The sequence below is a fragment of the Mucilaginibacter sp. PAMB04168 genome (assembly GCF_039634365.2).
GTDB lineage: Bacteria > Bacteroidota > Bacteroidia > Sphingobacteriales > Sphingobacteriaceae > Mucilaginibacter.
On the sequence record NZ_CP155079.2, the window covers coordinates 167,086 to 185,901 of the forward strand.

General features: G+C 43.9%; 12 protein-coding genes and 1 pseudogene. 8 read left to right on the forward strand and 5 right to left on the reverse strand.

The genetic code is table 11. The annotated features are described in order from the left end of the window. Nucleotides 1–9 precede the first annotated feature (9 nt). From ABDD94_RS00730 to ABDD94_RS00760, 7 genes and pseudogenes are all read left to right on the forward strand, one after another. Entirely contained in the window at nucleotides 10–1,038 is a 1,029-nt protein-coding gene (locus ABDD94_RS00730) for a DUF5017 domain-containing protein (RefSeq protein ID WP_345954263.1), read from the forward strand. 1 nt (nucleotide 1,039) lies between these two features. Continuing rightward, the gene (locus ABDD94_RS00735; protein WP_345954264.1) at nucleotides 1,040–1,936 is read left to right on the forward strand and encodes a hypothetical protein; all 897 of its coding nucleotides are present in this window, start codon (nucleotides 1,040–1,042) and stop codon (nucleotides 1,934–1,936) included. A gap of 16 nt (nucleotides 1,937–1,952) precedes the next feature. Next, nucleotides 1,953–3,170, forward strand: coding sequence for a right-handed parallel beta-helix repeat-containing protein (locus ABDD94_RS00740; protein ID WP_345954265.1), 1,218 nt, complete (start codon nucleotides 1,953–1,955; stop codon nucleotides 3,168–3,170). 1 nt (nucleotide 3,171) lies between these two features. Further along, complete coding sequence (locus ABDD94_RS00745) at nucleotides 3,172–4,791, forward strand: beta-N-acetylhexosaminidase (RefSeq protein ID WP_345954266.1); 1,620 nt, start codon at nucleotides 3,172–3,174, stop codon at nucleotides 4,789–4,791. Between the two features lie 23 nt (nucleotides 4,792–4,814). Next, nucleotides 4,815–5,446, forward strand: a pseudogene (locus ABDD94_RS00750) (6-phosphogluconolactonase); the annotation flags it as partial. A gap of 307 nt (nucleotides 5,447–5,753) precedes the next feature. Continuing rightward, entirely contained in the window at nucleotides 5,754–10,997 is a 5,244-nt protein-coding gene (locus tag ABDD94_RS00755) for an IPT/TIG domain-containing protein (RefSeq protein ID WP_345954267.1), read from the forward strand. Continuing rightward, the gene (locus ABDD94_RS00760) at nucleotides 10,994–11,686 is read left to right on the forward strand and encodes a hypothetical protein (protein WP_345949737.1); all 693 of its coding nucleotides are present in this window, start codon (nucleotides 10,994–10,996) and stop codon (nucleotides 11,684–11,686) included. The genes ABDD94_RS00755 and ABDD94_RS00760 overlap by 4 nt, the downstream gene beginning before the upstream one ends. A gap of 219 nt (nucleotides 11,687–11,905) precedes the next feature. Here ABDD94_RS00760 and ABDD94_RS00765 read toward each other — a convergent pair whose 3' ends face one another. From ABDD94_RS00765 to ABDD94_RS00775, 3 genes are all read right to left on the reverse strand, one after another. Then, the gene (locus ABDD94_RS00765; protein ID WP_345954268.1) at nucleotides 11,906–12,697 is read right to left on the reverse strand and encodes a hypothetical protein; all 792 of its coding nucleotides are present in this window, start codon (nucleotides 12,695–12,697) and stop codon (nucleotides 11,906–11,908) included. Nucleotides 12,698–13,218: 521 nt separating this feature from the next. Beyond that, nucleotides 13,219–14,367, reverse strand: a complete 1,149-nt coding sequence (locus tag ABDD94_RS00770) for a hypothetical protein (protein WP_345954269.1) — start codon at nucleotides 14,365–14,367, stop codon at nucleotides 13,219–13,221. 21 nt (nucleotides 14,368–14,388) lie between these two features. After that, nucleotides 14,389–15,282 carry a TssN family type VI secretion system protein gene (locus ABDD94_RS00775; protein ID WP_345949722.1) on the reverse strand — a complete coding sequence of 298 codons (894 nt, stop codon included), beginning with the start codon at nucleotides 15,280–15,282 and terminating at the stop codon, nucleotides 14,389–14,391. A 107-nt stretch (nucleotides 15,283–15,389) separates the two neighbouring features. On the opposite strand from ABDD94_RS00775, the gene ABDD94_RS00780 reads away from it, so the two are divergent. After that, nucleotides 15,390–16,334: a type VI secretion system baseplate subunit TssG gene (locus ABDD94_RS00780; protein WP_345954270.1), complete on the forward strand. Its 945-nt coding sequence runs from the start codon at nucleotides 15,390–15,392 to the stop codon at nucleotides 16,332–16,334. On the opposite strand, the gene ABDD94_RS00785 is transcribed toward ABDD94_RS00780, so the two are convergent. Both ABDD94_RS00785 and ABDD94_RS00790 read right to left on the reverse strand, forming a co-directional pair. Then, nucleotides 16,331–18,184 carry a hypothetical protein gene (locus ABDD94_RS00785; RefSeq protein WP_345954271.1) on the reverse strand — a complete coding sequence of 618 codons (1,854 nt, stop codon included), beginning with the start codon at nucleotides 18,182–18,184 and terminating at the stop codon, nucleotides 16,331–16,333. The two genes, ABDD94_RS00780 and ABDD94_RS00785, sit on opposite strands and share 4 nt — an antisense overlap. A gap of 3 nt (nucleotides 18,185–18,187) precedes the next feature. After that, nucleotides 18,188–18,622, reverse strand: a complete 435-nt coding sequence (locus ABDD94_RS00790; RefSeq protein ID WP_345949719.1) for a GPW/gp25 family protein — start codon at nucleotides 18,620–18,622, stop codon at nucleotides 18,188–18,190. Nucleotides 18,623–18,816: the final 194 nt, after the last annotated feature.

Below are 18,816 nucleotides of genomic sequence, written 5' to 3' on the forward strand. Positions count from 1 at the left end.
TATGCAATCATGTCAATTAAAATAAAAATATTCCAGTTCATTACCCCTATGGTGGCAGCGCTTTTGCTGGGTTTCTATGGATGTAGCAAGAAAAACGAAGCAGAGCCTATAAGCTTTGACGTCACCACAACAAAGGTGAATGGCACTTCAACCTCTGCTTTCGGGCGGCAGGATACAGTTATTTTTAAATTTTCGGGTAATCCTGATATGATTACCTTTTACTCCGGCGAGGTCGGCAAACGATACGAGTATATCTCCCGTACGAATGCAACGGGTACTCCCCAGCTTCAGTTCAGTAGCCTTCGTGCCAATGGTTCTCAGGCAGGGAGTTTGTCCTTGTTAATTTCTACTGATTTCAAGGGAGCTAAAGCGGGGTTAGTCAATGGCGTTTTTACACGCGACACGGCAGGAACCAACGCCAATATAGCCGCTGCTACCTGGACCGATATTACTGGCCGTGCGACGCTTTCTACAGGTGCAGCTGCGGCTGTATCTTCCGGCACTATCAACCTTTCAGAGTTTTCAAAGGGCCAACTGGTTTTTTTGGCGTTCAAATACACCGCTGCGCCCGGCTCTATTCAAAATAAATGGACCATTACCAATTTCGCTATTACCAACGTTTTAAGTGACAATACATCTTACACCATCGCTAACCTAAATGGGCCTGCCAGCGCCATTAGTAACTATGGAGTAAATACCTTTGGCCCTGGTTGGGCTGTCTCCTTTGACCCCGCCAAGAATACTAATAACATTGGATGGGTTTATACCGACAAGACATCACTTGTCATCACTGGCGCCGCCACAGCCGCCGCTGCTACTGCCGGAGTAGAAGCATGGGCAATCACTGGACCAATTGATTTGACCCGCGTGACTCCAGATGCTGGTACCAGCATCAAAAATATAACGGCGAAACTGCCATCATATCAATACAATTATGCTGCGCCAGGCAAATATAATGCTGTGTTTGTTGCCGTGAATGCTACATCGGACGAAAGCAGGAGCTTAAATCGTACAGCCAGTTTAACCGTTAATCCTTAAAATGAGAACCATGCGGAATTATGGGATGTTACTGTTACTGATTGGTTTGTTTTTCATGATGAGTATCAAGAGCGGGAACGCTCAGGATGCTAAGAGGCACCCATTCAACATCTACGGCTTCATTGTCTATGCAGGGTATATTAAGCAAGGTGTGAAGCAACAAAATTCAATGTCGCAACTGCAAAATTATTTGCAGTCCATAGGTATTGGAAAGTATAACTTGATTTACGAACATAAGGTGCTGGATTATCCCAATGGAGATAAAAAGAACGGAACAATTAATCTAAATCGGATGGATTCATTAGCCGCATTAGCGGTTAATGAACCTACTGGTTTGGTAAGCCTCGACCTTGAAGGATGGAACCGATTTGACACATCCAGAACAGTACACCGCATGTTAGACGCCATAAAATCTTTTCGCCGGATTAACAAAGTTTCACCTCTTGGATTTTATGCCACGGTGCCGCAGGACACCTATGGTTTTCCAAAAGACCAGCAACTTTATGAGCGGTTAAACAAGGCTTATCGACCTGTAGCTGCTGTAGTGGATTATTACAGTCCTTCCCTTTACAATTACAAAGGCGTAGATAGTCTGGACTGGTACAAAGCTGCTGTTTTCAACTTAGAAGCCTGCCATAAGTATAGCTTTTCCGGAAAGCAAATATTACCGTATATCACGCCTGAGGTTTGGAATGGTGATCAAACCACATTCTTAACCTATGAACAAATGTGGTATCGTCTCAAAGTACTATATGACTTAGGCGCAGACGGCTGCTTATTGTGGACGAGCAGCAAAACCCGTAATCCGGATGGAACAAAAATATTTGTAGATGAGAATGCCGGATGGCTGAAAGCTGTCAAAGACTTCATCAAACAGTACCCTTCATCAAACCATTAACCAATACATAACCATTATGAAAACCAAATTGATGATTGCTGCACTGGTAAGCGTAATTGCGGTTACAAGCTGCAAGAAAAACAACCAGGAATCTAAAGATGTATCAGACCAAACTGGAACGGAGAAAGTCAGAGGTAGCTCTGTTGCTGACCATGTTATTGAAACGGGAATGACGCTCGCGCAAATTAACGCTGTTATTGCCGGTGCAACGGCTGGTCAAACTGTTTTAGTACAGCCCGGTACATATACAATTACCGGGAAAATTAACATGAAAGCGGGTGTTTCACTGGTCAAGCAAACAACAACCAACCCTATTTTCGATGCAACCAGTTTAGCTTCAATTCTGACCCTGAATTATACAACTGATATGAGCAATGTGACCTTATCAGGCATTACCTTTTGGAATATCCGGATGCAGATTAGTGGTGCAAGTGCGCCGCAAGTGAAATACTGTCTGTTCGATTACGGTAAGCGGGCGGCAAATACTGATAAGTCAAATAACTTAAAAGATGACTATCTGGAATATATCAACACGAACAACGCCCTAGTTTCTAATTGCAATTTCATGCATCGTTCAACAGACCCTGGTAGAGGTGTTTGGGTTAAAGGAGCGACGGATACTAAAGTGTTGAATAATACCTTTGGCAATGGCGGAACGACCGGATATTTCGTTTGTGCCATTAATGATAACAGCCAAAGTAATTCCCTTGTAGACGGTAATATTATCAATCGGAATACAGCCTTAAATGCAAATGATGCCTTAACTGATCATGGTATTTACGGACATAGTTTCAATGGTCTAACTATCAGTAATAACACCATAACCGGCTGGCCAACTAATGGAAGTGGCGGCAGTGTCAAAGTACGTAATGGACAAAACGTGACGATCAGTAATAATACTATGAATGGATCAGGAGTGTTGCTGTATGAATACTCAAACTTGCCAGCCTTTCCTTTTCTTAAAAACGTGGTTGTAATGAGCAATACCATTAATGTAAGCAGTCCTGCCAGTGATCTCTATCATGGTATTGGCTATTACCGGGATAATACAACTGACTCAGAATATTCCATAAAGATCAGCGACAACATTTTGCCAAACGGCAGTATTGTGGCTAATGATACTAAGATCAACATAACTGATTTTAACGCTGCCGGTGGCGGTGTTTATAACAATGATACAGCTGCTGGCTATGTCTTATTAAAAGCGGGCATTACCAATTCAGGCAACTATTAATATGAAGTTCCTTTACTTTTCTATTTACATGCTGATTGGCATGGCTGCCCTTGCGCAGCCATGCCCTATCATTCCACAACCTAATTCGGCTAAAGCAATTACAGAGGAATTTACTTTAACGGAAGGAACCGTCATCAGCTACAATGGCGTTGAAATTCAACCGTTGGCAAATTTCTTACAGGCGGATTTGTTAAAATCTGTAGGGCAAACAGCTATAATAGGGAAATTGAGAGTTAGCGGCGGGATTCACCTTGAATTGGTCAAGAAGCTCCGGGCTCAGACAGGCGAAGCCTATGTCTTGACCGTTGGCAGAAAAGGAACCACCATTTCAGCTACATCTTCCCACGGCTTATTCAACGGAATAAACTCCTTCCTGCAACTAATCCGTCTTGGCCAGAAGAATGCGGGAAAAAAGACTATCCGGATAGCGGGTTGGGAAATTAACGACGAACCACGTTTCGAATGGCGGGGCATCCTTTTAGATGAATCCAGGCATTTTTTTGGAATGAGCACCGTTAAAGAGCTGCTGGATTGGATGGCTTTTTATAAATTAAATAAGTTTCACTGGCACTTAACGGATGAGCCGGCTTGGCGGATTGAGATTAAATCTTATCCCAAACTCACACAGGTAGGCAGCACAGGTAGTTTCGACGACCCGTTGGCTCCAGCTAATTATTATACCCAAGAACAGATCAAAGAAATTGTAGCTTATGCGGGCGCACGTTTCATTGACGTCATCCCGGAGATTGATATGCCGGGTCACGCAGCGGCCGCTAACCGAGCCTATCCAGCTTTCAGCGGTGGTGGTTCATCCAAACATCCAGAATTTACTTTTAATCCTGGCTTGGATACAACTTACAGGTACTTAAGCAGCATTTTAAGGGAGGCAGATGCTCTTTTTCCTTCTAACATGGTGCACATAGGCGGTGATGAAGTAAGCTTTGGAAATGAAAAATGGAATAGCATCCTCGAAGTAAAAAAGCTTATGAACAGTCAGCGCTTGCGCGATTTAATTGCCGTTGAGCATTACTTTAGTGCTCGTATGGCAGATACCCTGTATAAGCTCAATAATAAAGTTCTGTTGTGGGATGAAGCCGCTGATACTAATTTACCACGTGATAAAACCCAAATTTTCTGGTGGCGGCACGACCACCCGGAGCAACTGAAAAAGGCCCTTGACAAGGGTTTTGCGACTGTCCTTTGCCCGCGGTTACCGTTTTATTTTGACTTCAAGCAGGACAGCACGCAACGTTATGGAAGAACATGGGGAAAGGCTTTCGTTTCTCTGGATAAACTTTATGGTTTCAACTTAAATGATCTGCAACTAAGCGAAAAGCAGCAATCCCATATACTAGGTGTGCAAGCCGGCATTTGGACAGAATTTATTCCATCAAAAGCTAAACTGCAATATATGCTTTTCCCGCGTATCACCGCCCTGGCCGAAACAGGCTGGACGCAGGATGCGCGAAAAGACCTTCAAAACTTTTACAACCGTGTAGCCATGCATAGTAGGCTGTATCGGGAAGCAGGGATCTATTATTATGAAAGGCAGAACCCTAAACTGACGCCAGAACCGCTTACACCTGAACAAATTACTGATCCTGCTAGAGCACAGCAATAATCTACACTTTTGTATACACGTTTATGTTACGACTAAACCTCCTTGAAGAGACGCGATTTGAAAAGCTTCCCGTTAAAGTATTTGCCACTCCATCCGATGCCTGCTTCGTGGTTGCCCGGCGAATTACGGAAATTGTTATTGAAAAGCAGCAAAAAATGAAACTGCTGTTTTAGGCCTGGCGACAGGAGCAACTCCCGTAGGCGTTTACAGCGAGTTAATACGGTTACACAAGGATGAGGGCTTGAGTTTTCGCAATGTCGTTACATTTAACCTGGATGAGTATTACCCTATGCAACCCGATGCCGAACAAAGTTATGTTCAGTTTATGAACGAGCAGTTGTTTAACCACATTGATATCAATCGTGAAAACATTCATATTCCGGACGGAACACTTTCCAAGGAACTGATAGAATTATTTTGCCTTTAGTATGAATATAAAATCAGCGCCTTTGGCGGAATTGACATACAGTTATCAGATATTGGACGCACCGGCCATATTGGGTTCAACGAACCCGGTTCTGGCCCTGATTCCGGCAGCCGGCTCGTCACTTTAGCTGACCTCACGAGGCGGGATGCGGCAAAAGATTTTGGCGGAAAGAAGAATGTGCCGGTGAAAGCCATTACCATGGGTATAGGTACGATATTCAAGGCAAGGCGATTGCCGGAGCATGCTTAGCCAGTGTGCGGATACACAAATTCATTTCCAGAATTTACCATTTTACGACCGGACTAAGTCATAGAAAAGCGTTTCCTACGAAGAGGTATTCTTCAAACCATGCGGTAACCTTGCCTCCCTGCTTAGTATAATCGGAAACAAGTTTTTGATGCCTTGTTTACATACTCATTACTTGCTAAAAGAGTATTATAATAGCCTTATATATTATAACTGGGCATGTTTTCAAAAAAAACATTTATTTTTATAAGCTTAATAGTTCCTTTCCTCGTATTATATCTGTATTCCCTTGAAAATAGTATTCTTTGCAGCGTTAATCTGCCTGTTTACCCTTGCTTTACCCAGGACCTACGCACAAAGCTGGCAGCCTCTTGGCCCTAACGAGACAGAGCAGCTTTATCCCGGAGCGTCCGGTCATATGGATATGAAACTTAAAGAAGGTATCCCGTATGTGGCTATGAGTATAAACAAAGGTGTTGTGGTAAGACGCCCCATTGCAGCTGGCCGCGAATGGGAACAGGTGGGTAACTATGTAGTTAATACGCAATTCGAAAGTCCTACGTTAATAAACATCGAAATTAATAAGGATATTATTTATGTGGCTTATGTGAATATAGGAACAGTATATATCAAAAAGCTATTGCCAGGTGCGAGCGTATGGGAAACGGTTGGAGCAGATGCGCTACCGAGCGGACAAATTGGACACCTGTCCATGGTATTTAATGATGATGTTCCATATGTGATATTTCAGAATGCACTAGCCGGCACCAAATTGACTGTAATGCGGCTGAATGCTGCCGGAACCGGTTGGGAGAACGTCGGCAACGCTTCTTTTACACAAGGTAAAGCGTATTACCCATCTCTGGCCTTTTATAATCATGTACCATATGTCGCTTATGAAGATGTAGGTATATCCACGAGGGTAATGCTGATGCGCCTTAACGCCACAGGTACCAACTGGGAGACATTGGCTTCTACTGAGACAAATGTTGGCTCGGTTAATTTCACTTCCCTGGCCTTTAAGGGATCAATACCTTGTGTAGCTTACGCTAATGGAAACCAAGCGAGCAAGGCAACGGTTATTCAGTATAACGTAGCCTCAAAAGCTTTTGAGCCTTTAGGTCAGTCAAATTTCTCACAGGGTGCCGCTTCCGAAATTGTGCTCAAAGAGAATGGCGGTACTGTCTACATTGCGTATACCGATCTGAGCCAGGACAGCAAGCTAACGGTCATGAAATTGAGCCCAAATGCGACAAACTGGACACTGGCCGGCAACGCTGCCTTCACCGCCGGCAATACCGACCAGATTTCACTGGAATTTGCTGGAAACAAACCGGTATTAACCTACCGGGATTATGGGTTTCTGAACCGCGCTAAAATTGCGCAATTGAATGATTCAGGTACAAAATGGGAACTGGCAAGTACATCTGGCTTTACGCCGGGAAGTGCCCGCAGTATGAAACTGGTCAATGACGGTACTCGCCCTTATTTGGCCTACACTGATCAAAGCAATAACCAGCGTCTGGCCGTTAGGCGGTATAATAAAACCTCTGGAAGCTGGGAGAGCGCCGGACCAGCTGTAATTTCCACCAATGCTGTTAGCAACATGGATATTGCCATGAACGGCACGCAAGCCTATGTTGTTTATGGGAATGGTGCAGCGGGAAATAAAGCAACCGTTAAAAAGCTTAACGCGGCAGGCGACAATTGGGAGACGGTAGGAAGTCCGGGCTTTTCAGGCGCAGTTACTCCAGATGCCAAGATAGCACTGGCATTCAACGGGACAACTCCTTATATCGCTCACGCCGATTATAATAACTCCGGTAAAGGTACGGTTATGCGCCTTAACGACGCTGGTACGACATGGCAGGTTGTCGGCAAGCCGAACTTTACGACTGTACAAGCCAAAGACATGGCGATGGCGATCGAACAAGGCACTCCCTACATCGCTTATTATGATAAATCTACGTCAAAGGCCATCATTACGCGGTTGAATACCGCTGGTACGGATTGGGAAACTGTAGCGGAGGTGCCGTTTAATACAGGTGAAGTGGTGACCGTTTCGGCGCTGGTTTTTAATCAGTCCGCTATGTATCTGCTGTGCAGGCGGTCGTCATACTTGGCTTTATACCAGTTTAACGCCGCTAAGACCACCTGGACACCGGTGGGGAAAAATGCAATAACTGGCTATATCAGTGCAGACGATGAGGCTATAACATTTTTGGGTACCACGCCTTATATTTCTTACATTAATGATCTTGGCGATAAGCAATATGTGGTCAGGCCCAACCTGGCTGGCACCGATTGGGAGACTGTAGGACCGTCTACGGGCATCTCTGAAACCGCGATTCTGAATACAGCCTTGACAAGTATTGGTGATGAGCTAATTGTGGCCTATGAAAGTGGGGGAGCATTCGCACAATCGTTTAAAGTGTCTGCCGCTATCACAGCAGCGCAGCCCTTGAGCGCCGGTACTGGTAAAACAGTGACGCTTACCGGTCGTAATTTTACTGGCGCTACAGCGGTTTCGTTTGGCGGAACACCGGCAGCTTCATTCAAAGTTGTATCGCCAACCACCATCACTGCAGTAACAGGAAGCGGGGCTTCTGGTGATATCCAGGTGATATCGCCTGCTGGTACTGCTATATTCAGCGGTTTCGAATTTGTTCCGGCTCCGGGTATCACGTCCTTCTCCCCAACATCAGGTGCGTCTGGTACTAAGGTAACGCTTACAGGCAGTAACTTTACCAATGCCAGCCAGGTAACCTTGGGTGGGTATCCAGTGGCGTCATTCAGTGTCGAATCTCCAACGTCTATTACCGCTGTTGCAAGCGACAAAGGTGGTACGGGTTCCTTTGTGGTAACAACACCCGGAGGTACAGCTATATCGCAGCGGCTGTTTATTTACAGTTATCCGCCTACTGTCACTGCAGCTAACTTGATGAGCGCCAAAACCGGCGCCACCGTCACGCTTACTGGTACCAACTTGTCTACAGTAACTGCTGTGAGTTTTGGCGGGGTACCAGCTGCATCTTTTAAAATTGTTTCGGCAACCAGTCTGACAGCGGTTGTCGGGGAAGGAGCTTCAGGGGAGATCTCGGTAACCAGCCCCGGTGGTATCGCAGTGCTGGCGAGTTTTACTTACCTTTCCGAAAAGCCTACCATTACCTCCTTAAGCGAAAGTAAGGGCAGCTATGGAACGACGATCAGCATTAAAGGTGCCAACTTTACAGGCACAAACACCGTTAGTTTTGGTGGCACGGCAGTACAATCCTATACAGTAGTTAGTCCTGAACTGATAACAGCGGTGCTGGGCAACGGGGCAAACGGGGAAGTCAAGGTTATTACCCCTAAAGGCACCGCAATTTTGGATGGCTTTACATTTATAGCCGCTCCGGTTATTCAATCGTTTACACCGGTTACTGCTGCTGCCGGCACGCCGGTAACCATAAACGGTCTTAACTTCAGTGGGGCGACCACAGTACAATTTGGTGGCATTGCGGCAGCATCTTACCAGGTTGTCTCACCCGAAAAGATTACAGCAGTGATAGGTACCGGCAAGACAGGTGAGGTAACGGTTAGCACGCCTTTAGGCCAGGCCTCATTAAAAGGTTTTGTATTTCTGGACGCGCCGGTAATCAGTTCGTTTACACCGGCAAATGCTAAAAAAGGGACAGTGGTTACGATAACCGGTACCAATTTGCGCAGCACAACAGCCGTAACATTTGGCGGGCGGACTGCTGCATCGTTCCAGGCTCTTTCCGAAACCAGCCTGACCGCTGTAGTTGGAGAGGGTGCAAGTGGTGCTGTCGAGGTAAGTAGCCCAACCGGTAAAGCCAGCGCTTTGGGCTTCACCTATATTCAGCCACCAGGTATCACCTCGTTTTCGCCAGCCAGTGCAGGAGCCGGTGCGCTGGTAACGCTTACCGGTACCAACTTCTTGGGTACAACCGGCATACAATTTGGTGGTGTGCCGGTAGCCTCTTTTACGGTTAATTCATCCACGAGCATTACAGCAACGGTCGGTTCTGGAGGCACTGGTTCTGTAAATGTAATTACACCGGGCGGTGAAGCTGTACTCAGCGGTTTCAGGTTTATTCCACAACCTGTCATCCAATCGTTCACACCATCGAACGCTAAAAGTGGGGAGACCGTATCCATCGTCGGTACGAACCTGGAGGGTGCAACTGTAGTAGCTTTTGGCGGGACACCCGCTGCTTTCTACAACGTGGTTTCTTCAACTTTGATCACTGCTACCGTCGCCAACGGCGGATCGGGAACTATTTCATTGCGTACGCCGGGCGGCTCCGCAACTAAAGACGGCTTTATTTTCAATCCCCCGCCACGGGTCGTTTCTTTCTCACCCAAAACGGCCGGACCCGGAAGCCAGGTGCTGATCAGCGGCGAAAACTTCACCGGTGCCACCGAGGTTTCTTTAGGAGGTATACCAGCCGCAAGTTTCCGCATTATTTCGTCGACGGCTATCTCGGTCCAGGTGCCGCCTACGTCGCTCAACAACGGAGCAGTGAGGGTAACAACGTCTTACGGCTCGGGTGTTACGGATGGATTTCGTTACATTCCGCAACCGGTACTGACCCCTGATGGGCCGACCACCTTTGTCAAAGGAGGGAAGGTTACACTGCGGGCAAGCGATGGTCAGGGTTATGTATACCAGTGGTACCGGGATGGCATCGCTATTGCTGGTCAAAACAGCACTGCATATACAGTTACCGAGAGTGGTACCTACATGGCTAAATTAACGGTTGACGGTTATTCAACCCAAACAGAACCGGTTCAAGTTGAAGCGCAGTATGTGTTGCCGGCTAGTAACTTCAGGGTGTCGGCTACCAGCGCCAGTTGTAAAGGTCAGGCCAACGGTGCCATTGACGTTACCGCGGAACAACCGCTGCGATACACCGCCACGTTAACTGGTAAGGGATTGAACCGGACCTATCCGTTCAGCCAGCAGTTGACCATCCCAGCATTGGGTGCCGGAAGTTATAACGTATGTATCACGGTAGCAGGGGAGGCGGGCTATCAACAGTGTTTTGAACTTAAGGTAACCGAACCTAAAGATTTAGCGGTATATACTTTATTTAACAGAGAGAACAATACAGTGAGTATTGATCTGCAAGGCGGCACTGAGTATGCATTAACGTTAAACGGCGCGGTCTACCATACTTCCGGTAATAGGATCAGCCTGCCTTTGTCCAGAGGGAGCAACCGGTTACTCGTGAGTACCAATCAACCATGCCAGGGCACGGTTGAAAGGATGCTAAATTACTCTGGCAATCAGACTCCCTATCCTAATCCAGTAGAGCGTACATTGTATGTGAACCTGGGGGAGGTAAATGTCCCCTCTTCAGAAATCCGAATCTACTCCACAACCAACGGGCGCCTCGTTTGGAGTAGTAGATATGTGAATGCATCCGGCGTGGTCGAACTTGATCTCTCTGCCGTGATCCCAGGTATTTACTCCATGCAGCTTTTGCAGGGTAAAGAAATGGCTGCTTTTAAAATTGTTAAGAAATGAAAAAACTGATTTTATTGATAGGGTACGCTTTGTTGTTTGCGGGTTGCGGAGGCGGTAAAGATGTGCCGGAAGCTGTGCTGCCACCTGGAAAAGCTGCCCTGCTCTTTCCGGCCAAAGATGAATTGTGCACACAAGGCACGGTGCTGTCGCCCACGCAAAGTGCCATTACCTTTAAATGGAACGCTGCCGACCATGCTACAAGCTATGAGGTGAGTGTTAAAAATTTACTAACCCAAACGCTGACCTCGCAAAGCACCACAGCTACCTCACTTGCCTTAACATTGCAGCGAAATACGCCCTACTCGTGGACGGTAATCTCCCGGTCTTCACAAAGTGACAGTATCAGAAGGAGTGATAGCTGGAAGTTTTATAACGCAGGACCTGGTACGACAAATTATGCACCCTTTCCGGCAGAATTGTTGATCCCGGCATTGGGGCAAACGGTTGTTGCTTCAAATGGCAAGATTAAGCTGGACTGGTCAGGCAATGACGTTGATGGCGATATCGTTAATTATGATGTATACCTGGGAACCAAGAGCGATCCGGCAGTATGGGTAAAAGATATTAAAGATAGTGAATTGAACAGCATAGATGTGGTTTCCGGACAACGTTACTTCTGGAAGATTGTAAGCCATGATGCTTCAGGAAACACGTCCTATTCAGACATCTTTCAGTTCACTGTACGGTAGAGAAAAGCCTATGCTGGCTAAGCTGAGGCGCTTTAACAGGAATAAACTTATTGATTGTCAGGTGACAAAAATAAGGTGCTAAGTGTTCGATCTTGGTCCGCTTCCTTCTACCCAAGTAAGTAAAAGCCTCAAATTGATAAGATTTGGGACTTTTCCGAATTTATTGGATACAGCTCATTGGTGATCTAAAGCTAACAGGCAATTTTTTTGTAACTAAGATCAAGAAGATGAATTTTGCCATTTGGATATCCAATCGTCCGCTAACTGCTCCAATTCCCTATTCCCACTTTTTTTCTTCAACTCATTCAAAGCAACGGCCAGATCTTTCAGTTCCCAACCTTTGCTATTCAAGGTAAACCAAGCTTCTTTAAATTGCCCTCTATTCAGATAGTCGTAAAATTGAGTATTTTTGTCACCGGTGCTAAGTAACCATGTCGGCAGGTCCATTATGGTGCTTAACATTCCTGCATCAGCGATTTCATACAATGATGAGTTTTGAATAATATCAGGTGAGTTCAGTGTATATATTGATGAAGGAAAATCACCGTTATATTCAGATAAGGTGCGCAAATATTTGAATGGCATGTTTTGATCAAAATATGGCAAATGCCCGAATTCTTTTGGGTCATCGCCATACTCCACGGTAAACTCGTCAACTTCTAATGCATACTTGTAATCAACTTGTTCACAAAATCTAACAATGTCGTGGGTTAACCCATCTTTAGTCATAATCATCTGTAAAACTATCGATGTGATGAACTGATCGGTATCACGGGCGATTTCAGATAGGTGACCATGCTCGAGAATATACTCTGCGTACGTCTCCTTACGATCACAAAAAAAGTGTTTAACGATGCCTTTATACGATGCGCCATGCCCTAAAAATAACGGGACCAAACATGGCGGGTGTGGGTACCAGTGACCATCAATGGCATTAAAGCCATCAAGGTAAGCAGGTAATTCAATCTCTTTAGTAATGAGTTTTTGAATGCGGCTGTCTATAGTCAACATGCTGATAATTGGTAAGTGAAATTAAGATGATCGTTGATGTTTTCTGTACGTTTATCAATCTTAAAGTTTAACGTTGTCAGTTGATTTTATTTTAACTCACATTTACTTAGCCTGTAAATATCTTCAAGGCATTTCTCAATCTCTTTTTGGTGTAACCATACCCACTTAACGCTGCTCCATCTGTTGTGCAGGGAGGTAACACGAGTGGTCACAGGAGATGTTATGGTTGGAAGATCGGTAAACTTTTACGCCATCGTATAGTCAAATGATGCGTAGAGAAGAAAAGCAAATAGCTGACTGGTCCTTTGATCAATTCAAGCATAAATGTGGTTGAACTTGTTTCCCTTTGAGGCAACAGGTGCAGGCCAAAACCATGGCATGATAGCTTTCCCTGCCAAGCCTTTCAAATTCTGCCTGATACCTTCTTTACATCGTTCATTCTAGGGAACCTCTGTGACATAGATTAACAACAAACAGTAGAAAAGGCTATTAGACCTATATGTAACGAGCTATAAAGGGCACTAATCCAATAGCGTCCAGGCCCGTTTGGCTTGTACGGTTTGCACCACTTGTTGTTCGGCAACTACAATGTTTTCTTTACGCTGGCCAATGTACTCCAGCGTGCTTAACTTATTCCATAAAGCCACAATTACTTTCAAAAACTCATCTACGGCTGTTACCGATGAGCGGATATCATGATGGTTATAAACAATCTCAATCAAACGGGCCAGCAATTCTTCAAAGTTGCCCGGGGTCACATCTTTCCACTCGTAAAAATATTTAAGCAGCTCTTCGCGCTCGGCACCAGCAATGCTTTTTACGGTGCTGAAGAACACGTGTGCCATTTCAGAAAAATAACCCACTAATACTACAGGCGATTGGTTGTAAGCTATATTGCGGTAAGGAAAATAGATACGGGCTATGTAATCGAGCATCTTTTCGCATAAAGCTTTCACATTCTTTCCAATTGTCGAAATAGATTCTTTGGAGGTGATTTTGTCTAGTATTCTAAAAGACAGGAGCTGAATTTGATTGAGTTGTCCGCTAAATAACTCAAAGGCACTAACCAAGTCCGGGTGGCTCAATAAACAAGCGCTTGGGGGTATATAATTCGTATGTATTTGTATACCCGATCCGTTTTTAGTGAATTTACCAATTTCTAAGTAGTGATTTGTGCGGTTATTGATTTGGGATGCTGGTAAAAAGGTTACGGTATATCTGCTTTCAACGTCGGGATAACGCAAAGGCAATTCCTCTGCATCTGGCTGCCCTGCTGCCACGCGCTCATGAGGATTAACAGTGAGGACGATAAAGTAAGTTTCTGTACCGTCTTCCAAACCATCTTGATTAAAATAATGATCAAATGTTACTTCCTGACCTATACCTTGTGTGGCAATAGATATCCGGTAACCTTCAGCGGTTACGGCATTGCACGTTTTTATTTTTACTTGCATGTGGTTAGAAGCTCTTTCAATGATTTGAACATCAAAAGTGCCATTGCTTGTGCCCCCGAATGGTGGCAGCAAGCCAAAATTATAATTGTTTAGTAGCAGGGCATTGCTGTCCTTTACCAAATCATGTATAAAATTATCAGTTTGCACAAAGTGGCTGCTTGATATTTTCATACCATCCACCCAGTTTACAGCTTTATGTTTTACAGGTAGTATCATATTATATTACTGAATAGCAATTTATAGATATATCGCCTCATCACCGGTTCGTTGCGGTTCGTTTACGGCTTCCGAAACCCTTTTGGCCATGATAGCGTATTTTTCTGTTATATTATTTTGTTCAATGTCCAGCTCAGGATCGATGAAATTACGTTGGCTGAAAAATGATGGTTTAATGTAAAAAATCCATTTATAGCTTTCGCCTTTCGCCTGCTGGTATTCTATCTGTGAATCCGGGAACTTTGTGTTGTAATCTTCAATAAATTTCTGAAACCATAAGCCAAAATTCATATTACGAGGAGCTTTAGCTTTTACTTTAAGTTGCTCACTGTCGGCTGTGCTTTTATAAAGATTCACCTCCAATACTAACAGCCGGTTAAAATCTAAATGCTCCATGCTGATATCTACAGGATATAATGGATACTGCCATACCTTGTATATTTCGAGCGGTATGTTTAAATAAGCTACATAAGCCCACCAAAACACTAACGGAAGTAAAAAGGCAAACACAGCAGTAGAGGCCCATATACCATATTTCAAATTGTTTAACCAGTCAAACCCAAGCTTAAACAAAAATGCGCCTAACATGCAACTTAATAAGCTACAAATAAAAACAAAGCCTTTTCGGGTGTTGAGTTCCTGATCATAGTAAGTTACAGCCAGGTAAACAAATATAATCCCGGCGGTTAACATGTAAAGTTGTGCACAAATGTATCCCCAAGGCATAAACTGTAAGTCCAGAAATCCCAATAAACCAGGGAGGCCTAATACCAATGAGGTAATAAGCATTGTTACGATAAGCCTTTTATTATTAAATACCTGATTTTTTTTGTTGATAACGGTCATAATAGCCGTACTCACCGCAAAAATTACCGGGAACAGAAGATAGCGTATAAAAAAAGATTTAACATCCATAAAGACTGCAAGCTTTCAGCAAATATTAAGTTCATGGAAAAATGAACTTTGCTTAATCAATTACCAAAATTTGGGGTTATTGTTTTTAGAAAATTATACCAAGTGCTATGCCCGCCTTAACAGACAAAGTGAACTTATTAGATACTGATTTTAAAGCCTCAACTATAGCTGCAGGTATGGTAGAAGCCGACCAAACAGAGGCAGACCGCGTTGTAATTTTACCGCAGGGTGCGCACCACCGCGCCTACGCCAAAGAGGTGGCTAACGTAACTACTTATCAATCAGCTTATCGAAACCGAACGATGCAGGCCATATATATCAATCGCGAGGGGTTGTACGATATGCTGCCTGAAGGTTTGTTTCATCAACCACCTGCCTCCAGCGTCATGATAACCGAAGAGGAAATGGTAAAAGATATAAAAGTGCGGCGTGAGGAGGAGCGCCTGGCCCGCAATTTTTTTGCCCCGCTTGAAATAGAGTTATACGGCTTGCGCACGGTTATTGAGTTATACGAAACCCGGTTAGATAAAAAAAGCGAGTATGATGAGCTGATTGATATATTTTTAAAAGAGTGGAAAGAATTTAAATGCTTCAGTAATCAGCAGATGATTGTGTTAATACATGTGCTGCCCGTTATTCATGAACAACGCAATAATTTGCCGTTTTTGCGTAATGTGCTCAGTATTATGTTCAATGCTCCGTTTGAACTCACTTATCAAACCGTAATGGAGGTATTAAAGCCCAGTGGCGAAGCTGGGTTGGGAAACCAGTTGGGTTTTGGGCAATTGGGGGTTAACTTAATTGCCGGAAACAGCAAAGAACCCGATGAGCAGCTCCAAATAACAATTGGTCCGTTAACCACAACACAAATGCTGGCTTTATTACCCGGAACCCAGGCTGCAAAAGCATTAGATGTGTTACTTAATTATTTCGTCCCTATGCAAACCAGTGTGATTACACACTACACAATAGGCACCGAGTATCAAAAAGCGGTATTGGGCGCCTCTTCTGAAAATGCATGCTTAGGATTTACAACTTACCTTGGCAGCTAAGCATTAACAAATATCCTGTAAGTTGAATTCATTACACTACGGCTATCCAGCTTTGAGGCCAGCAAAGTAATCAGTGTATCCCAGTCTTGTGTGCTTAATTGTAAGGTTGGCTCAGGCTTCAGGTAAATATCAATAGTTTTTTGAAATCCCTCTTTAGGGTTGCTGGAAACAGCCAGTCCTTTCTTTATTTGCACATCTGTAATCTTATTGCCCAAATCGTAATAACAAAAACTAATTAAGTCTGCCTGGGTAACAATTCGGTCTTTGGTAGTAAGGCCATATTTATAAGCTTGTATGCGTTCGGTAGCACCTAAACTGTCCCTTCCGCCAACTGTGCTTGTCATTAGCCTAACTGAGTCGGGTTTAACTTTGTACATCTCAAACTGTTGCAATTTGGCTCCCCGGCGTATATGATTAGCTGCCCCTGCCAGTGTTGTCCAATAATTTAGGTAAAGCATGGAGGCTTGTTTAGCAGGCTTGATAACCAAATAGTTCAAAAGTTCTGAACTGTGATCGGAATTTTGCGATTTGCGTTCAATCAATGATAAGTTTTGCTCAAGGGTTCGGAGCACACCAGCCATATAGTCGGTTCCGTAACTGGCAAAAGCAGCCTTTTCATCACGAAGCAGTTCAAAGAGATATTCTATTAGCTGTTGTGCGTTGCGCGAGTCAAACCGCTCTGCCCCACCATGGCGTATCGAATAACTTCCATCATTGCCTGTGCCGGCTTGCGCGTAAGGTATTTCGGCATAATACGTTTGCCGATCGTCAAAAACTTCTTTGATAGACAAAAAGTAATCTTTGTGATCGGGTTTAATGGGAATGACATTATTTAGCTCACGCAACCGGTATTTTTTTTCGTGCAGCCGACGATTGATTACAGGAAAACAGTTAATGGAAACTTGCAATTCATCAATGATATCTGGACGGATAGCAGCCGGAAACCTAAGTTTTATCCATACACATGGCTTTAAGCGGTTTATATCAGCAGGGTTAAATAAAGCGGTCAATTCATTCGGTAAAATTTCCCTAACGGGCGTAATGTCTTGTAATTTATCGTCAGTTAAGGTAATAAACCTGTTGGCATAAAACTCTTTAATATCACGTACAATCAGGTTAATTGTATTCTGCTCGTAAAAAATAGGCTTGTTTTGCAGTAGCTGGTCATCTATATAATTTATGCCCGACTGGCTATTGAGTTCTTCGCCATTTAAATAGCATTGCACAACTGATAGTAGCTTGTAAAAATCCTCGTTTGCCGCATAGTCCGGCCATTCAATAAATAATGCCAGTTGATTGATATTGGTAAGGCCAGGTGCGCATTCAATACCTATCCAAAGGCTTTGGCTATCGGTAAAACCACTTCCAACATGTGGCAGCGCCGTATTCTTATGCATATGCTCATCATACTCGTATAAATGATGCCCGCTGCAGGCATATTTTACAGTTGCATTGTACAGGTCCATCTGTCCTACGGGCGAAAAAAAAGCATCTGCCTGCTCGTCCGATGGCTTTCCGTTTTCTTTAACAGCTGGTTGCCTGTAAAAGAAATGGTTGTTAACCGCCAGCGATTCTTTTAGTTCAACGGGTTGTGCTTTTAATACAGCATGAGCCGGCAAGGCCGATGTTAGATAATCTGAAGCTAAAATCCTGGAAATTTTATGAAGTATTCTGTCTTCTAAATTCTTTACGTCGTTAGATATATTAAACAGTTCTGTGCTCAAAGCTTCAATTAAAAGCTTGACCATCGGATCCATATCGTTTACATTATTGGTTCCCCAATAATCCATTGCGTTACGTAGTATACGGGCACGTATGTCTTCTTTAGACGAAAATAGCGTTTGGTTCATGCTTTAGGCTGAAAGGGGACTTAAAAATAGTGCAGTTGAAAACGTGTAATTTTCTCCGGTTTTTTGAATTTTAGCTTTAATGATGATTTCTACTTGTTTTTTTATTTCGCTTACATTGCGTAGAGGGTAAAATTTATTTACTTCTTGTATGCGTACCTCAATATGCACATCGTATATGCGCGTTTCGTATTTGGTAATGGAGCGCATAAGTGATTTCCTGAGCTTCTCTTCCCACATACTTTCACTAACAATCAGTTCGAAATCCAAATCCCAGATTTCACACCCGAAGTCTGGTTGATAACGGTGCTCACCATAGCGGGTAAAAATGATCAGTTCAATGTATTGTGATACCGAGCTGCCAATATCTTGCTTATTTAAATCATACCCTTTAAATAAATTACCCAGCTGAAATGGTTTTTTGTAAAGTGGGATAGCCATATACCCTGTGTTAAGTTTTAAGCAAAATGCTGCAACATTTAAACAAAACTTTTCGGAAATGGTTGTTGGGATGTTGTGAAGATTGAAGGAGTTGACCTGTTTGTACAAATAAAGGTCAAGTAAAGGTGGTTACTGCCTGTTACTGGTAATAACCTACGCGAGGGGTGTTTTCAACAACTTTTTTTACCAGTTTT